The sequence below is a fragment of the Micromonospora sp. NPDC047793 genome, from assembly GCF_040642635.1.
In the GTDB taxonomy this organism is placed as follows: Bacteria; Actinomycetota; Actinomycetes; order Mycobacteriales; family Micromonosporaceae; genus Micromonospora.
Genome location: NZ_JBEYSG010000001.1, coordinates 63415 through 76962, shown reverse-complemented (window position 1 = coordinate 76962; position 13548 = coordinate 63415). Strand labels below are relative to the sequence as shown.

Genomic DNA, 13548 nt, shown 5'->3' with positions numbered 1-13548 from the left:
TCCGACAAGGAGAACCGACGACGTGAAACTCCAGCGCGAGATCCTGACGCCGCAGATGCTGCAGTACGACGACTTCGCGTCCCGTGGGGAGACGCAGTACCTCCCGTACCTGATGTACTTCAACCGGCCGGACTACCGGTCGGAGGCGATCAACACCGACCGGCTCGGCTTCCGTATCTCCCACGGTGTCGACGAGCAGGCCTCGGTCGGTAGCACCCTGCCCGAGGGGCCGGTCCGCCTGCTGGTCGGCGGTTCCGTCCCGCTCGGGTACGGCTCCACCAGCGACGCGGCCACGATGGCGTCGCGGTTGTGGACGAAGCACGCCTCGTCCCGCCCGTGGCTCACCTATGCCGGCCACTGCTACAACTCGACCCAGGAACTGCTGTTGTTCCTGCTCTACCGGCACCTGCTGCCGCCGGTCGAGGAGATCGTCATCCTGAGCGGGTTCAACACGCTGGTGATGTCCCGGCTGGTCGAGATGCACCGCGCCGACCAGGGGCCGTTCTACTTCTGCGGCGAGTTCTTCGAACAGATGGAGGAGGTCCGGGCCAGGCACCGCAAGACGTCGCGTGGTTTCGGTCGCCGGGCCAAGCCGACCGTCCCCTCGTGGCCGTCGCCGGACGAGGTCCGTCCGGAACTCGACGAGGCGATCGCCAGCGCGGTCGACCTGGTCGGCAGGCATCTCGCGAGCTGGCAGGTGCTCGCCGCCGCCACCGGCGCCCGGGTCTCCTTCGTGTTGCAACCGATGGCCACCTGGCTGCGGGCCGAGCCCGCGCCGGAGGAGAAGCTGATCTTCGACGAGCTGGACCGGATCTCCAAGCTGGGCACCTGGGAGGCCCTCTACGGCGACGTCTCCTCGGTGGCGGCCGGGCAGCGGTACGCCGACGCGCTGGCACCGGCCTGCGAGCGGCAGGGCGTCCGCTTCGTGAACCTCAACCCGGTCCTGCGCGCGGCCGTGACCGACCGGTCCTGGCTGTACGTCGACCGGGCCCACCTGACCGACGAGGGCAACGACATCGTCGCCGCGCTGCTCGCCGAGCAGCTCGGCCTCTCCTGAGCCGGCTGCGATGACCGGGCAGCCGTTCCATCCCACGAGAAGGTGCGCGACTGATGCTTAGAGTAGCCGTGATCGGTGGTCGTCCCGCCCCGATCAAGGGAGCCAAGGACCTGGGCGTCGACGTCGTCCTGGTGCATCAACCGGGGCAGTACGAGGAGTCGATCCGGCAGCACTGCGAGCGGATCGTGCACGCGCCGCTGGCCGACGGCGAGGCGATGCTCGACGTGCTGCGCCCGCTGCACGACGAACGCCCCTTCGACCGGGTGCTGACCGTCTCCGAGCCGTGGGGTGTGCCCACCGGACACGTGGTGGACGGCCTGGGCCTGCCCGGCACCTCGGAGAAGACCGCCCGCCTGCTCAAGGACAAGGCGCTGATGCGCGAGCGGCTCGCCAAGTACGACCTGAGCCCGGTCCGCTACCGCGTGGTGCGCACCGAACGCGAGGCGCGCGACTTCCTCGCGGAGGTCGGCGGTCCGGTCGTCCTCAAACCGGTCGACGGGGCCGCCAGCCGGAACATCCTGCGGGTGGCGGACGCGGCCGAGCTGGGCCACGCGTGGCGCGTGCACACCGAGGCCGGCAACACCTCGGTGCTCGCCGAGGAGTTCCTCGCCGGCCCGGTGGTGAGCGTGGAGTCGTTCTCCTTCGGCGGTCGGCACCTGCCCGTCGGCTACTCCGAGTACCTGGTCAACTCGTACCACGTGGAGTGGCAGGTCAGCGTGCCGAGCCGGCTCGTCGTGCCGTACCTGGAGGAGCTTCGGGACCTCACCGTGCGCCTGCTGGACGCGGTCGAACTCACCGAGGGCCCTTCGCACAGCGAGTTCGTCCTGACCGACCGGGGTCCCCGGGTGCTGGAGTCGCACGCCCGGATGGGTGGGCACGCCATCCCTGAGCTGGTCCGCCGGGCCTACGGCCTGGACCTGGCCCGGATGTGGCTGACGGTGCCGCTCGGCATCGACGCGCTGCCCGCCGAGTCTCCGCGGCCCACGGCGGGTGCCGCCATCCGGTTCCTGCGGCCCGAGCCCGGGGAGATCCGTGCCGTCACGGTCGCCGAGGACATCCCGGCGGTGGTCAAGCGGGTCCCGCCCGGCGAGATGGCCGACGTGTACCTCCCGCTGCTCGGCGAGCTGGTCGACGTCCCGGTCGGCGCGGTCGTGCACAAGAACCCGGGCGACGTGATCACCCCGATCCAGACGCTCGCGGACTGCAGCTCCGGGTACGTGCTGGCCACCGGCGCGGACGCCGACTCGGCGATCGCCACCTGTGTCCTGGTCGACCAGCAGATCCAGTTCCACACGTGACCCTCCTACGGCATCACGACTTCCGGCTGCTGTGGACCACGCAGACCCTGGGGCAGTTCGGCGCGCACTTCAGCCGGGTCGGCCTGCCCCTGGTGGCGATCCTGGCCCTGGACGCGACCGCGTTCGAGGCCGGACTGCTGGCGACGTTCCAGACCGTGGCGTTCCTCGTGGTCGGCCTGCCCGCCGGGGCGTGGGTGGATCGGCGGCGCAAGCGTCCCGTCATGATCGTGGCGAACCTCGGGCGAGGTCTGCTGTTGGCGTGGGTGCCGGTGGCGGCCTACCTGGGGGTGCTCTCCCTGACCCAGTTGTACGTGGTCGCGCTGGGGGTGAGCGTGGGGACGCTGCTGTTCGAGACGGCGTACGTGAGCTACCTGCCGCTGCTGCTCGAACGCGGGCAGTTGGTCGAGGGCAACGCGAAGCTGGAGAGCACCCGGTCGGTGGCCCAGATCGGCGGTCCCACGCTCGGCGGCTACCTGATCCAGTGGCTGGGGGCGCCGCTCGCGGTGCTCACCGTCGCGGGCGGCTACCTGACCTCGGCGGTGGTGCTCTGCCGGATCCGGATGCGGGAGTCCGTTCCCGCGCGCGGGACCGACCGCCACCTGGTTCGGGAGATCCGGCAGGGGCTGTCGTTCGTCTTCGGGCACCGGTCGCTGCGCGCGCTCGCCGTCTCGGGTGCCCTGTTCAACCTCGGGGTGTTCGTCACCGGAACGGCGGTGGTGGTGCTGCTCGCCCAGCAGCTGCGCATCGCGCCGGGAACGGTGGGACTGTGGTTCGCCGTCGGCGGACTGGGCGGGCTGGTCGGGGCGTTCCTCGTCCGGCGGGTCAGCGCCCGGATCGGCCCGGGGCCGGCGGTCTGGGTGGGCATGGCGGTGGCCGGCGTCTCCGGTCTGGTCGTGCCGCTCGCCGACGCCGACTGGCGTCTCTGGCTCGCCGGGGCGGGCAACGCGTTGGTCTCCACCGGCCTGGTCATCAACAACGTGAACAGCATGGCGATCCGCCAGCAACTGTGTCCGCAGGAGTTGCAGGGCCGGATGAACGCCACCATCCGCTTCCTCATCTTCGGGGCCATGCCGATCGGCTCGTTCCTCGGCGGGTTCCTCGGGGAACGCGTCGGGCTCCGGGAGGCCCTGTGGGTGGGGGCCGGACTCAGCCTGGTCGCCGTCCTGCCGGTCTACTTCTCGCCGCTGCGGACCATGCGTGGCGACCCGGGCGACGACGACCCGGGTACGGATCGGAGCAGCACCCGGCCCGGACGCCGGGAGCGTCGACGCGACCCGGACGGCGTCGGTTCCCGATGAGGCGGGCTTCCGTCGGGCCCGCCGGGTGTGTCATCCTGACTCCAACAGTTCTAGAACAGTGGGAGTCCACGTGACCGACCTGACCGTGCTGCCCAACGGCAGCGTCATGGCCGATCCCGGCGAGCGCGGCAGATTCGGCGGGCACGGGGGTCGTTTCGTCCCCGAGTCGCTGATCCCCGCCTGCACCGAGCTGGAGGCGGCGTTCCGGGAGGCGTGGGCGGACCAGCGCTTCCGCCGCGACCTCGACCGGCTGCTCGCGGTACACGCCGGCCGCCCTACCGCGCTCACGCCGGCCTGGCGGCTCTCCGAGGAACTCGGCATCAACGTGCTGCTGAAACGCGAGGACCTGGCCCACACCGGCTCACACAAGATCAACAACGTGCTCGGTCAGGCCCTGCTGGCGCGCCGGATGGGCAAGACGAGGTTGATCGCCGAGACCGGCGCCGGCCAGCACGGCGTCGCCACGGCCACCGCCGCCGCGCTGCTCGGCCTCCAGGCGACCGTCTACATGGGGGCCAAGGACGTCGAGCGCCAGGCGCTGAACGTGTTCCGGATGGAGCTTCTCGGTGCCGAGGTCGTTCCGGTCACCGGCGGCAGCCGCACCCTGAAGGACGCCACCAGCGAGGCGCTGCGGCAGTGGGTCACCCGGGTCGACGACACCCACTACTGCATCGGCTCGGTCATGGGCCCGCACCCGTACCCGTGGATCGTGCGGGAGTTGCAGCGGGTCATCGGCGAGGAGGCGCGCGCACAGTGCGCCGCCGAACTACGGACCGGCGTGCCCGACTACGTGGTGGCCTGCATCGGCGGTGGCTCGAACGCCGCCGGCACGTTCGCCGGCTTCGTCGACACCCCGGCCCGACTCGTCGGCGTGGAGGCCGAGGGTGGGGCGGCGGTCGCGTTCGGTCGGGTCGGCGTGCTGCACGGGTTCCGCTCGTATGTCCTCCAGGACGAGCACGGCCAGGTCAGCGAGGCGCACTCGATCGCGGCCGGGCTCGACTATCCGGGCGTGGGCCCGGAGCACGCCTTCCTCAACGACTCCGGCCGGGCGCGGTACGTCACCGTCAACGACGCCGAGGTCATCCCGGCGGTCCGGCGGCTGGCCCGCACCGAGGGGATCCTGCCCGCCCTGGAATCGGCCCACGCCATCGCCTGGGTGATCCGCGCCGCGGAGAGCGGTGAGCTGCCGCCGTTCAGCACCGTGCTGGTCGCGCTCTCCGGCCGTGGCGACAAGGACATCCACACCATCCGGGAGACCGCATGAACGGCAAGCTGCTGGTCCCGTACGTGACCGGGGGCATCCGGCCCGACTGGACCGGGTACGTCGAGGTGTACGCCCGCAGCGGCGCGGACATGATCGAGATCGGGCTCCCCTTCTCCGACCCGATCCTCGACGGGCCGACGATCCAACAGGCGTCCCACCGTGCGCTGCAACAGGGGGCCACGGTCCGGTCGATCCTCGACGACCTCGCCGGGGTGGACGTCGACGTACCACTGATCGCCATGACGTACTACAACCTGGTGATGCACGCGCCGTCGTTCTGCGCGGACCTCGCGGCGGCCGGGGTCAGCGGGCTGATCGTGCCCGACGTGCCGATCGACGAGGTGGACGACCTGGCGGCCAGCGCCACGGCGGCCGGTGTCGACCTGGTGCTGCTCGCCGCGCCCACCACCCCCGGCCCTCGGCTGGCCGCCATCGCGCGGCGCAGTCGCCGCTTCGTCTACGCCGTCTCGGTGATGGGCACCACCGGCGAGCGCGACCGACTCGCCGAGGACGCCGCCCGGCTCGCCCGCGACCTGCGGGCCCTGACCGACCTGCCGGTGCTGCTCGGCTTCGGCATCTCCCGGCCCGCGCACGCGGTGGAGGCGGCCGAGGCCGCCGACGGTGTCGTGGTCGCCTCGGCACTGATGCGGATGGTCCTCGACGGCGCGGACCCCGCTGAGGTCGGAGCCGTGGTCGCGGAGTTCCGCGCGGCGTTGGACGGGGTGGGCGCAGCGGTTCCCGGGTGACCGCGAGCCGGGCGGGTGCCCGGTGCGGCCGGTCACGGACCGTGGGCCACACTGGGCACCGGTACGGCCGCAGGGACGGGAGACACCCATGGGTGAGGCGACGGTGGGTGGGCGACCGACCGCGCGCTACCGGCAGATCGCGGCCGACCTGGCGGCCCGGATCCGGCAGGGCGAGTACGAGCCGGGCGAGGCGTTGCCGGCGCAGCGGGACCTGAGTGCCCACTACGGCGTCACGCTGATGACGTTGCGTCAGGCCCTCCAGGAGCTGTCCGACGAGGGACTCATCGTCCAGCAGGCCGGGCGGGGCACCTACGTCACACCTGTCCAGGCCGCCTATCGGGTGGACACGCTGCGCAGCTTCACCGAGGACCTCCGCGAGCAGGGCCACGACGTGCTCACCCAGGTGGTGTCCGGTGCGATGCGCCGACCGCCGGCCTGGGTGGTCGACCGGTTCGGCGACGGTGGCGGCGAGCGGGCCCTGCGGCTGGAACGGCTGCGCCTGCTGAACGGCCGTCCCGCCATCCACCAGGTCTCCTGGGTCCGCCCGCCGTACGCGGCGACGATCCGGGACCGCGACTTCGTCCGGACGTCGCTCTACGCCGCGCTGGCCGACGCCGGTGTCGCCATCCTGCGGGCCTCGGAACGGATCGTCCCGTCTCTCCTCGCCGCGCCGGCCGCCGGGCATCTGCGCCAGCCCGTCGGCAGCCCGGTCTTCGTCAGCGAACGGACGACGATCGCCCTGGACGGGACCGCCGTGGTGGTGGACCGGGCGGTGGTCGTCGGCGACGCCATGGAGATCCGTGCCGAGCGCGCGGCGACCCGGTTGTCGGTCCGGTGGGGTGCCGTACGCTCCCCGGTCCTGCCGGGCGACGGACGTCCCGGCGACGACGCGCCGTAGGGCGGTCCGCTTCCTGCCCGCAGCGGGCGACGGCAGCAAGGTGTCTGGCCACTTCTGGCCTCCGTGACGGCGTTGTTACCCGCTGTCGCCGTCCGGCATCGTGAGGTCTCGGGTGCACGACGACTGGGCGTCGCACCCGATCCGACCGCGAGTTGGGGATTCGCGGCGACCCCTCATGATCGGAGCCGTTCATGACCCGTGCACTCCGGGTGGCCCGTCACCATCTGAACGACCGGACCCGTGACCTGCTCGACAAGGAGCTCACGGCCGCTGTCTGCGACATCGAGCTGGATTCGGACGCCCACGAGGCGATCCTCGCCGGAATCGGTGCCCACGCCCTGCAGACCCACCTGCCCGGCGAGATCCTCCAGGCACTGACGTTCTTTCCGGCCACCGGCGCGCACGTGCTGACCATCGGCAACCTGCCGCAGCAGGAGTTCCCGGCCACGCCACGTGACGGCTTCACCGACGAACCCGCGATGGCCGTGACCAACGCCCTGCACTTCGGGCTGCTGCAACTGCTCTCGCTGACGCCGTTCGCGGTCGACTACGAGAACGCCGGCAAGTACATCCGCAACGTCGCCCCGAACCCGGCGGCGGCGGGAACCACCAGTTCCTGGGGGGCGGATTCCGAGTTCTCCTGGCACACCGACAACCCGCACCTCCCCTTCGGCGGCAGGGGCGTCGACCCGCGCCGGTACGTCCCGCGCTACCTCAGCTTCTATGCGGTCCGCAACGACGAGCAGGTGCCGACCGAGGTGCTCGCCATCGAGGAGGCCGTGGCCGCGCTGGACGAGACCACCGTGCGGGAGTTGCAGTCGGCCCAGTTCACCGTCGGCCCGCCCGCCTCGAACGACGAGACGGCACCGCTGCGGGACACCGCCCTGCTGGAGCAGAGCTACGAGGGAACGCGGGCGCGGTTCGACCGGGGCACGGTCGACGCGAACACGCCGGCCGCGAGTGCCGCCCTCGACAGCTGGGTGCGGGCCCTCGACCAGGCGCGGTCCGAGGCGTTCGTGCTGCGGTCCGGCGATTTCCTGATCTTCGACAACTACCGGGTGCTGCACCGCCGTCGGGCGTTCCGACCCGGCCCGGCGGACACCGCCCGCTGGCTGCGCCGCTGCTACGCAAGCTGACCCGGACACCAGGAGGATGACCATGGGCACGTATCGCGTCGCCGTCATCGGCGGTATGCCCGCGCCGATCCACGGCGCCAGGGAACTCGGCATCGACGTCGTGCTGGTGCACGAGGAGGGCAAGTACGAGCCGTCCATCCTGGCCCACACCGAGCGGGTCGTCCACGCTCCGCTGGACGACGGCCCGGCCATCCACGCCGCGCTCAGCCCGCTGCACGCCGAGCGCCCGTTCGACCGCGTGATGACCACGACCGAGGTCGCCGCGATCTCGTCGGGCTACGTCGTGGACATGTTCGGCCTGCCGGGCGTCACCGAGTTCACCGCCCGCGCGCTCAAGGACAAGTCCCTCACCCGGGAGTGCCTGGCCAAGGCCGACGTGGAGAACGTCCGCTACCAGGTGGTCAACTCGGTCCAGGAGGCGGTCGCGTTCCTGGAGCAGATCGGCGGGAAGATCGTCCTCAAGCCGATCGACGGTGCGGCGAGCCTGCACATCAAGGAGGTCGAGACCCCGGAGCAGGTGGCCGAGGCCATGTCGGAGCTGGCCGCCGCCGGCATCACCGCGCCGATGGCCGAGGAGTTCCTCTCCGGCCCGGTGGTGAGCGTCGACTCGTTCTCCTTCGGGGGCCGGCACCTCACCATCGGCTACTCCGAATACCGGATGAACGACCGGTTCGTCGAGTGGGAGGTCAGCACGCCGAGCCGGGTCGCCGTGCCCTACCTCGCGGAACTCCGGGAACTCACCGCGAAGCTCCTGGACGCGGTCGGCGTGACCGAGGGACCGTCGCACAGCGAGTTCGTCCTCACCCCGCACGGGCCTCGGGTGCTCGAATCCCACGCGCGTCTGGCCGGCAGTGGCGCGCCGGAACTGGTGCGGCGCGCCTTCGGGCTGGACCTCAACCGCATGTTCCTGACGGTCCCGTTGGGCATCGACGAGCTTCCGCTCGAATCACCCGCACCGATCGGGGGCGCGGTCGCCCTCTTCCTGACCCCGAAGCCGGGGCCGATCACGTCGATCACCGTCAGCGAGGACATTCCGGCGACGGTACGCCGGATCCCGCCCGGCGAGTCGGCGCGGGTCTTCATGCCGTACCTGTTCGAGCTGGGCGCCGAGGACACCGCCGTGGTCATCACCAAGAACCCCGGCGACGAGGTCGCACCGCTGCTGACCGTCGCGGACTGTAGCAACGGCTACATCCTGGCCTCCGGCACGGACGCGCTCGACGCCATCGCCAAGGCCGAGGCGATCAACGCGAAGATAGACTTCGTCACCGGTTGATGAGGGAGAACACCATGAAGCGCACCGCAGTGGTGACGGGTGCCAGCAGCGGGATCGGGGCGGCCACGGCGCGCCGGCTGGCCAAGGACGGATTCTTCGTCGTGGTGGCGGCCCGCCGGTGGGACCGACTTGAGGCGCTGGCGGCCGAGATCGGTGGGCAGGCCGTCGCTCTCGACGTCACCGACCAGGCGTCCGTCCAGGCTCTCGCCGCCGGTCTGGACCGCTGCGACCTTCTGGTCAACAACGCGGGCGGGGCGGTGGGCGCCGACCCACTGGCCACCACCTCGCCGGCCGACCTGGTGCGGAGCTTCGAGATCAACGTCCTGGGCATGCTGTACGTGACCCAGGCGCTGCTGCCGCTGCTCCGCGCCTCCGACGCACCGACCATCGTGACCGTCACCTCGACGGCCGCGCACGTGACCTACGAGTCCGGCGGCACCTACACGGCCGCCAAGCACGCGGAACACGCGCTGGTCGAGACGCTTCGGCTGGAACTCTGCGGTGAGCCGGTGCGGGTCATCGAGATCGCACCGGGCATGGTCCGCACGGACGAGTTCGCGGTCAACCGGTTCAACGGCGACGCGGAGAAGGCCGCCTCCGTGTACGCGGGCGTGGACCGGCCGCTGGTGGCCGAGGACGTCGCCGAGTGCATCGCCCTGACGGTGGCGCTGCCCAGCCACGTCAACGTGGATCGTCTCGTCGTCCGGCCGGTCGCCCAGGCCGCCCAGCACAAGGTGCACCGTCAGCCGATCTTCGGGAGCTGACGGACGGGACGTCGTGCTGAGTCGCACCGCGAGCGGTGCGACTCAGCCCAGATCCTCGGGTTTCACCTTCCCCCGGGCGACGAGACTCTTCGCGAGACGAACCCGCCCCAGCATGACCGCCTGCACGTAGCCGAGCACGACCAGCACGGCGGCGAAGATCTCGCCACGCTCGGCCAGAATCCAGGTGGGAATGATCGCGAAGAGGACCACCGGCACCGCGAAGACCCACAGCGGGTAGCGCAGGTGGTTGCTGAGTGTGGCGTCGAAGAACTTGGGCACGAGATCATTAGATCTCACCCGGCAAGGACTCCTCGTCCGTCCGTCGACTCAGAACCCAGCGGGCACGTCCCGTGCCTCCGATACGTGGTCACCACCACTTGGGGTAGTGCCGGAGTACCCGGTCCGCCGGTTCCGGTGACTTCGACCTGCGTTCCCGCCACTTCTGCACCAGGTTCGGGCCGTGCACGAGTGCGCCGGCGACCAGTAGGAGCAGGGACCCGTACCGTCCCGACCACCCGAACCAGAGACCGAGACCGGCCACCAGCCAGAGCAGGAAGCCGAGGCCGAGCAGTGCCGTTCGAAGACGTGGGCGGCGCACGACTCTCAGACTACGGCTCGCCGCCAACGAGGCACGTCATCCGTGACCCCTTGGGCCACGGGCGGAACCTGATCCCACCGAGAACCGCGACGCCTCGGTGAGATCAGGCCCGTGCGAGAGATTCCCCTCGGCGCGCCCCAACGCTCGCGCGCCGATCAACGGTTACCCGTTCAGCAGGCGGTGTAGCCCTTGCCCTTCTTCGACCAGGCGCACTTGTCGATCAGCTTGCCGCTGGCGTTGCGCAGATACGCGGTGTCGCCGGTGTTGTTCCAGACGTAGTTGCCCGAGCCCCAGTAGCGGTTCTTGGTGGTGTTCGTGCCCTTGCCGGTGCGGATGACCACGCTCTTGCCCTTGGCGAGCTTGACGTCCCCACTGAACGTGTAGACGTGGTTGGCCTTGTCGCGCAGCGTCCAGTTCTTCAGGTTGATGGTGCGGGCGCGCCGGTTGGTCAGCTTCACGTACTCGGCGTTCAGGCTGGCGTTCGAGCGGGTGTCCGTACCCGGCGAGTCGTAGTAGACCTTCGTGATCTCGATCGCCGGGGTGGCGGCCTGCGCCGGGGCACCGACGGCCAGCGAACCGCCGAGCGCCACGGCGAGCGCGGACACCAACCCGATGAACCTTCTCGACATGCGTGTTACCCCCACAGGATGCGCGCCGACGTTCGGCGCGGAAACGTCACGCCGACGCGTGACGGAGCGAGGTTAACGACGAGTTACGGCAACATGCGTCCCACTCGCACCCGCGCCGCCGATTACAGCCGCGCGGTTGCCCATCAGCATCCAGCCGGCTCGAACCGGTCCGCCGGTCCGGTTGAGCCGACTCGACCGGAGTTCCGCACCGACCGCACGAAAGATGATCGACGGCTGTGCGTTCGATGTCCATCGAGGACCGGAAGGCGAGCCACCGGAGCCGTCACGGCGTGCAGATCGAACGGCCATTGAGGAAACCTGATACACCGGAGGGCGGCCCTCGGAAGGGAGTGTCCGGTGCACCAGGAGACGCGGAATCTGGCCTTGGATGCGGCGCTCGCCGATGCCGCCGCCATCAGAGCCACGATCGAACGCAAGGCCAACCACAATCAGAACCTGATCAGCCTGTACCTCACCGCCGTGGCGGCGGTCGCCGGTGTGGTGCTCTCCGAGAAGGCGGACGTCCGGCTGCTCCTCCTCCTTCCGATGCTCAGCGCCGCGCTGGGCCTGAGCGTCGCCGCGCAGTACCGCGACAGCCGCATCGCCGGGGCGTATCTCGAAGAGGTGCTCCGACCGGCCATCGCCAGGCACACCGGAGACGACTCCCTGTTCGGCTGGGAGACGTACTACCGGATGCGGAAACACGACGGTCACCTGGCGCAGGCGTTCGCCCTGGGGCTCATCTTCCCCGGCGTGTCGGCGCTCGCACTGGCTTTCACACTCCCGAGCATGCGGAGTTGGACGGATCTTGCCGCCTGGGCCATCGGCGCGGGAATGCTGCTCCTGCTGATCGTGGGCTGGAGTCCGCGCCTGATCGAGATGGTCCGGGCCCGGCGGCACCGCAGGCCGACGACGCCACCGGCCGCAGTCGACGAGCCGTCGGACGTGAAGCTCTCCTGACCGTTTCAGAACCGCAGGTCCTTCCGGCGGTGTGGCTGCCATCGCCGCAGACGTCCGCGCGTGGGTCCACAGGCTGCATCCACAGGCTGTGGATAGCACATGTGTACGAGTCCAGCCCGCTCCCAGTCTCCGGTGAGTACGCTTGGTCATCCTCCCGGTGCCGCCGGGAGGCGTACCCGACCTGGAACGACGTGCGAGTGGATCATCAGCAAGTCCTCCGCGACGTGACGGTCCGCCTGCCGATGGCGTCGACCGTCGCCGAGGTGTGCCAGGCCACCGTCGATTCGCTGGCCCGTCACACTCCCGCCACCATCGCCGTCCTGCTGCACGTGCACGACCGGCTCCGGTGCGTCGCCGCCACCGGCTCCTGGCAGGTCTTCGCCACCGTCGCGCCGGACGCCGGGATCGTCGGTCGGGTCTACACCGGCGGCGCAGCGGTCGTCGCCCCGGACGTCACGACCGATCCCGACCACATCCCGGTACGCCCCGACGTCACCGCCGAGGTGTGCGTACCGGTGCCGGATCCGGCCGGGCGGGTCATCGGCGTACTCGACGTGCAGTGGACCGGCCCCGCCGACCTCGCCACGTGGCGGACGACCGCCGAACGGGTGGCCGCCCGCCTCGGCGCGCGGATCGTCGCGCTGGGCGGACCGACGGAGAGCCGCAGCGAGAAGCTGCTCCGGCACGCCGCCGCGATGACCGCCGCCGGCACCGAGTGGGACCTGATGACCGCCGCGATCGGGGCGGCCCGGGACGTCTCCACCCTCGGCGCGGCCGTCCTGGTGCTCGGCGGCCGGGGCGGCGTACGGCTCGGTGCCCCGACCGGGGCGCCCGGGGAGCTGGAGAGCCGGATGCGGGCCGAGCTGGCCGAGGCGGGCCCGGAGGCACTGCGCGGCATCATCGACCGGGCGCACCGCTACGGGGCCGGCTACACCCTCGGCGAGGCGGGCCACCCGCCCACCGTGGAGCACGAGCCGCTGGTCCGCGCCGGTGTCCGGACGCTGGTCACGGTGCCGGTGGGACCGGCCCGACGGGGCGGGGTGCTGCTGGTCGCCGACGACCGGCTGCTGCGTCCCGACCCCACCACGGTCAACCTGATGGAGCTGCTGGCCGGTCAGGCGTGGAGCTGCCTGGACCGGTTGCGCACCCTGGACCGGCTGCGCGAGCAGGCCAGCTCCGACCCGTTGACGGGGCTGCGGCACACCGGCCCGTTCGGGCAGCGGATCGCCACCGCGACACCGGGCCGGACCGCGCTGCTCGCTATCGATGTGGACGGCTTCAAGACGATCAACGACACCTACGGGCACCAGGCCGGTGACCGGGTGCTGGTCGGCCTGGCCCGGGCGCTGGAGGGCGCGCTGCGCCAGGGCGACGAGCTGTACCGGGTCGGCGGCGACGAGTTCGTCGCGGTGATCGAGGTGAGCCGTCCCGAGGAGGCGGTCCGGGTCGCCGAGCGGCTCACCGAGGCGGCCCGCCGGATCGGCCGCACGATCAGCGTCGGTGTCGCCCTGCCCCGGCCGGGCGAGTCGCCCGAGATGACGCTGCGCCGCGCCGACCAGGCGCTCTACGCGGTGAAACGGCAGGGTCGCGACGGCGTACGCCTCGCCGCCGCCTGAGTACGACG

14 protein-coding genes are annotated in these 13548 nt (G+C 71.1%); 11 read left to right on the top strand and 3 right to left on the bottom strand.

Going from position 1 to position 13548, the window contains the following annotated elements:
* Positions 1-22: 22 nt before the first annotated feature.
* From ABZ738_RS00345 to ABZ738_RS00305, 9 genes are all read left to right on the top strand, one after another.
* Positions 23-1057 (top strand): Inducer of phenazine A, encoded by a 1035-nt coding sequence (locus ABZ738_RS00345; protein ID WP_357210091.1) that lies wholly within the window; start codon positions 23-25, stop codon positions 1055-1057.
* A 53-nt stretch (positions 1058-1110) separates the two neighbouring features.
* Positions 1111-2355 carry an ATP-grasp domain-containing protein gene (locus ABZ738_RS00340; RefSeq protein WP_131051604.1) on the top strand — a complete coding sequence of 415 codons (1245 nt, stop codon included), beginning with the start codon at positions 1111-1113 and terminating at the stop codon, positions 2353-2355.
* On the top strand, positions 2352-3653 hold the full coding sequence (locus tag ABZ738_RS00335; RefSeq protein ID WP_357210087.1) for an MFS transporter: 1302 nt from the start codon (positions 2352-2354) through the stop codon (positions 3651-3653). The genes ABZ738_RS00340 and ABZ738_RS00335 overlap by 4 nt, the downstream gene beginning before the upstream one ends.
* 70 nt (positions 3654-3723) lie before the next feature.
* Positions 3724-4917: a tryptophan synthase subunit beta gene (gene trpB, locus ABZ738_RS00330; protein WP_254876999.1), complete on the top strand. Its 1194-nt coding sequence runs from the start codon at positions 3724-3726 to the stop codon at positions 4915-4917.
* A complete protein-coding gene (gene trpA, locus ABZ738_RS00325; protein WP_357210084.1) occupies positions 4914-5663 on the top strand; it encodes a tryptophan synthase subunit alpha in 750 nt (249 codons plus the stop codon). The genes trpB and trpA overlap by 4 nt, the downstream gene beginning before the upstream one ends.
* Positions 5664-5751: 88 nt before the next feature.
* Positions 5752-6561 (top strand): GntR family transcriptional regulator, encoded by an 810-nt coding sequence (locus ABZ738_RS00320; protein ID WP_357210081.1) that lies wholly within the window; start codon positions 5752-5754, stop codon positions 6559-6561.
* Positions 6562-6752: 191 nt separating this feature from the next.
* Complete coding sequence (locus tag ABZ738_RS00315) at positions 6753-7697, top strand: TauD/TfdA family dioxygenase (RefSeq protein WP_357210079.1); 945 nt, start codon at positions 6753-6755, stop codon at positions 7695-7697.
* A 22-nt stretch (positions 7698-7719) separates the two neighbouring features.
* Positions 7720-8973 carry an ATP-grasp domain-containing protein gene (locus ABZ738_RS00310; RefSeq protein ID WP_357210075.1) on the top strand — a complete coding sequence of 418 codons (1254 nt, stop codon included), beginning with the start codon at positions 7720-7722 and terminating at the stop codon, positions 8971-8973.
* A gap of 14 nt (positions 8974-8987) precedes the next feature.
* Entirely contained in the window at positions 8988-9737 is a 750-nt protein-coding gene (locus ABZ738_RS00305; protein WP_131051611.1) for an SDR family oxidoreductase, read from the top strand.
* A gap of 42 nt (positions 9738-9779) precedes the next feature.
* Here ABZ738_RS00305 and ABZ738_RS00300 read toward each other — a convergent pair whose 3' ends face one another.
* The 3 genes from ABZ738_RS00300 to ABZ738_RS00290 form a co-directional block, all read right to left on the bottom strand.
* A complete protein-coding gene (locus ABZ738_RS00300) occupies positions 9780-10016 on the bottom strand; it encodes a hypothetical protein (RefSeq protein WP_357210071.1) in 237 nt (78 codons plus the stop codon).
* 88 nt (positions 10017-10104) lie between these two features.
* A complete protein-coding gene (locus tag ABZ738_RS00295) occupies positions 10105-10335 on the bottom strand; it encodes a hypothetical protein (protein ID WP_131051615.1) in 231 nt (76 codons plus the stop codon).
* 170 nt (positions 10336-10505) lie between these two features.
* Entirely contained in the window at positions 10506-10964 is a 459-nt protein-coding gene (locus tag ABZ738_RS00290; RefSeq protein ID WP_357210067.1) for a lamin tail domain-containing protein, read from the bottom strand.
* A gap of 357 nt (positions 10965-11321) precedes the next feature.
* Here ABZ738_RS00290 and ABZ738_RS00285 point away from each other — a divergent pair, with 357 nt between their 5' ends.
* Positions 11322-11924, top strand: a complete 603-nt coding sequence (locus tag ABZ738_RS00285; RefSeq protein ID WP_357210065.1) for a hypothetical protein — start codon at positions 11322-11324, stop codon at positions 11922-11924.
* Between the two features lie 197 nt (positions 11925-12121).
* Positions 12122-13540 carry a sensor domain-containing diguanylate cyclase gene (locus tag ABZ738_RS00280; protein WP_357210062.1) on the top strand — a complete coding sequence of 473 codons (1419 nt, stop codon included), beginning with the start codon at positions 12122-12124 and terminating at the stop codon, positions 13538-13540.
* The last annotated feature ends 8 nt before the right edge of the window (positions 13541-13548 follow it).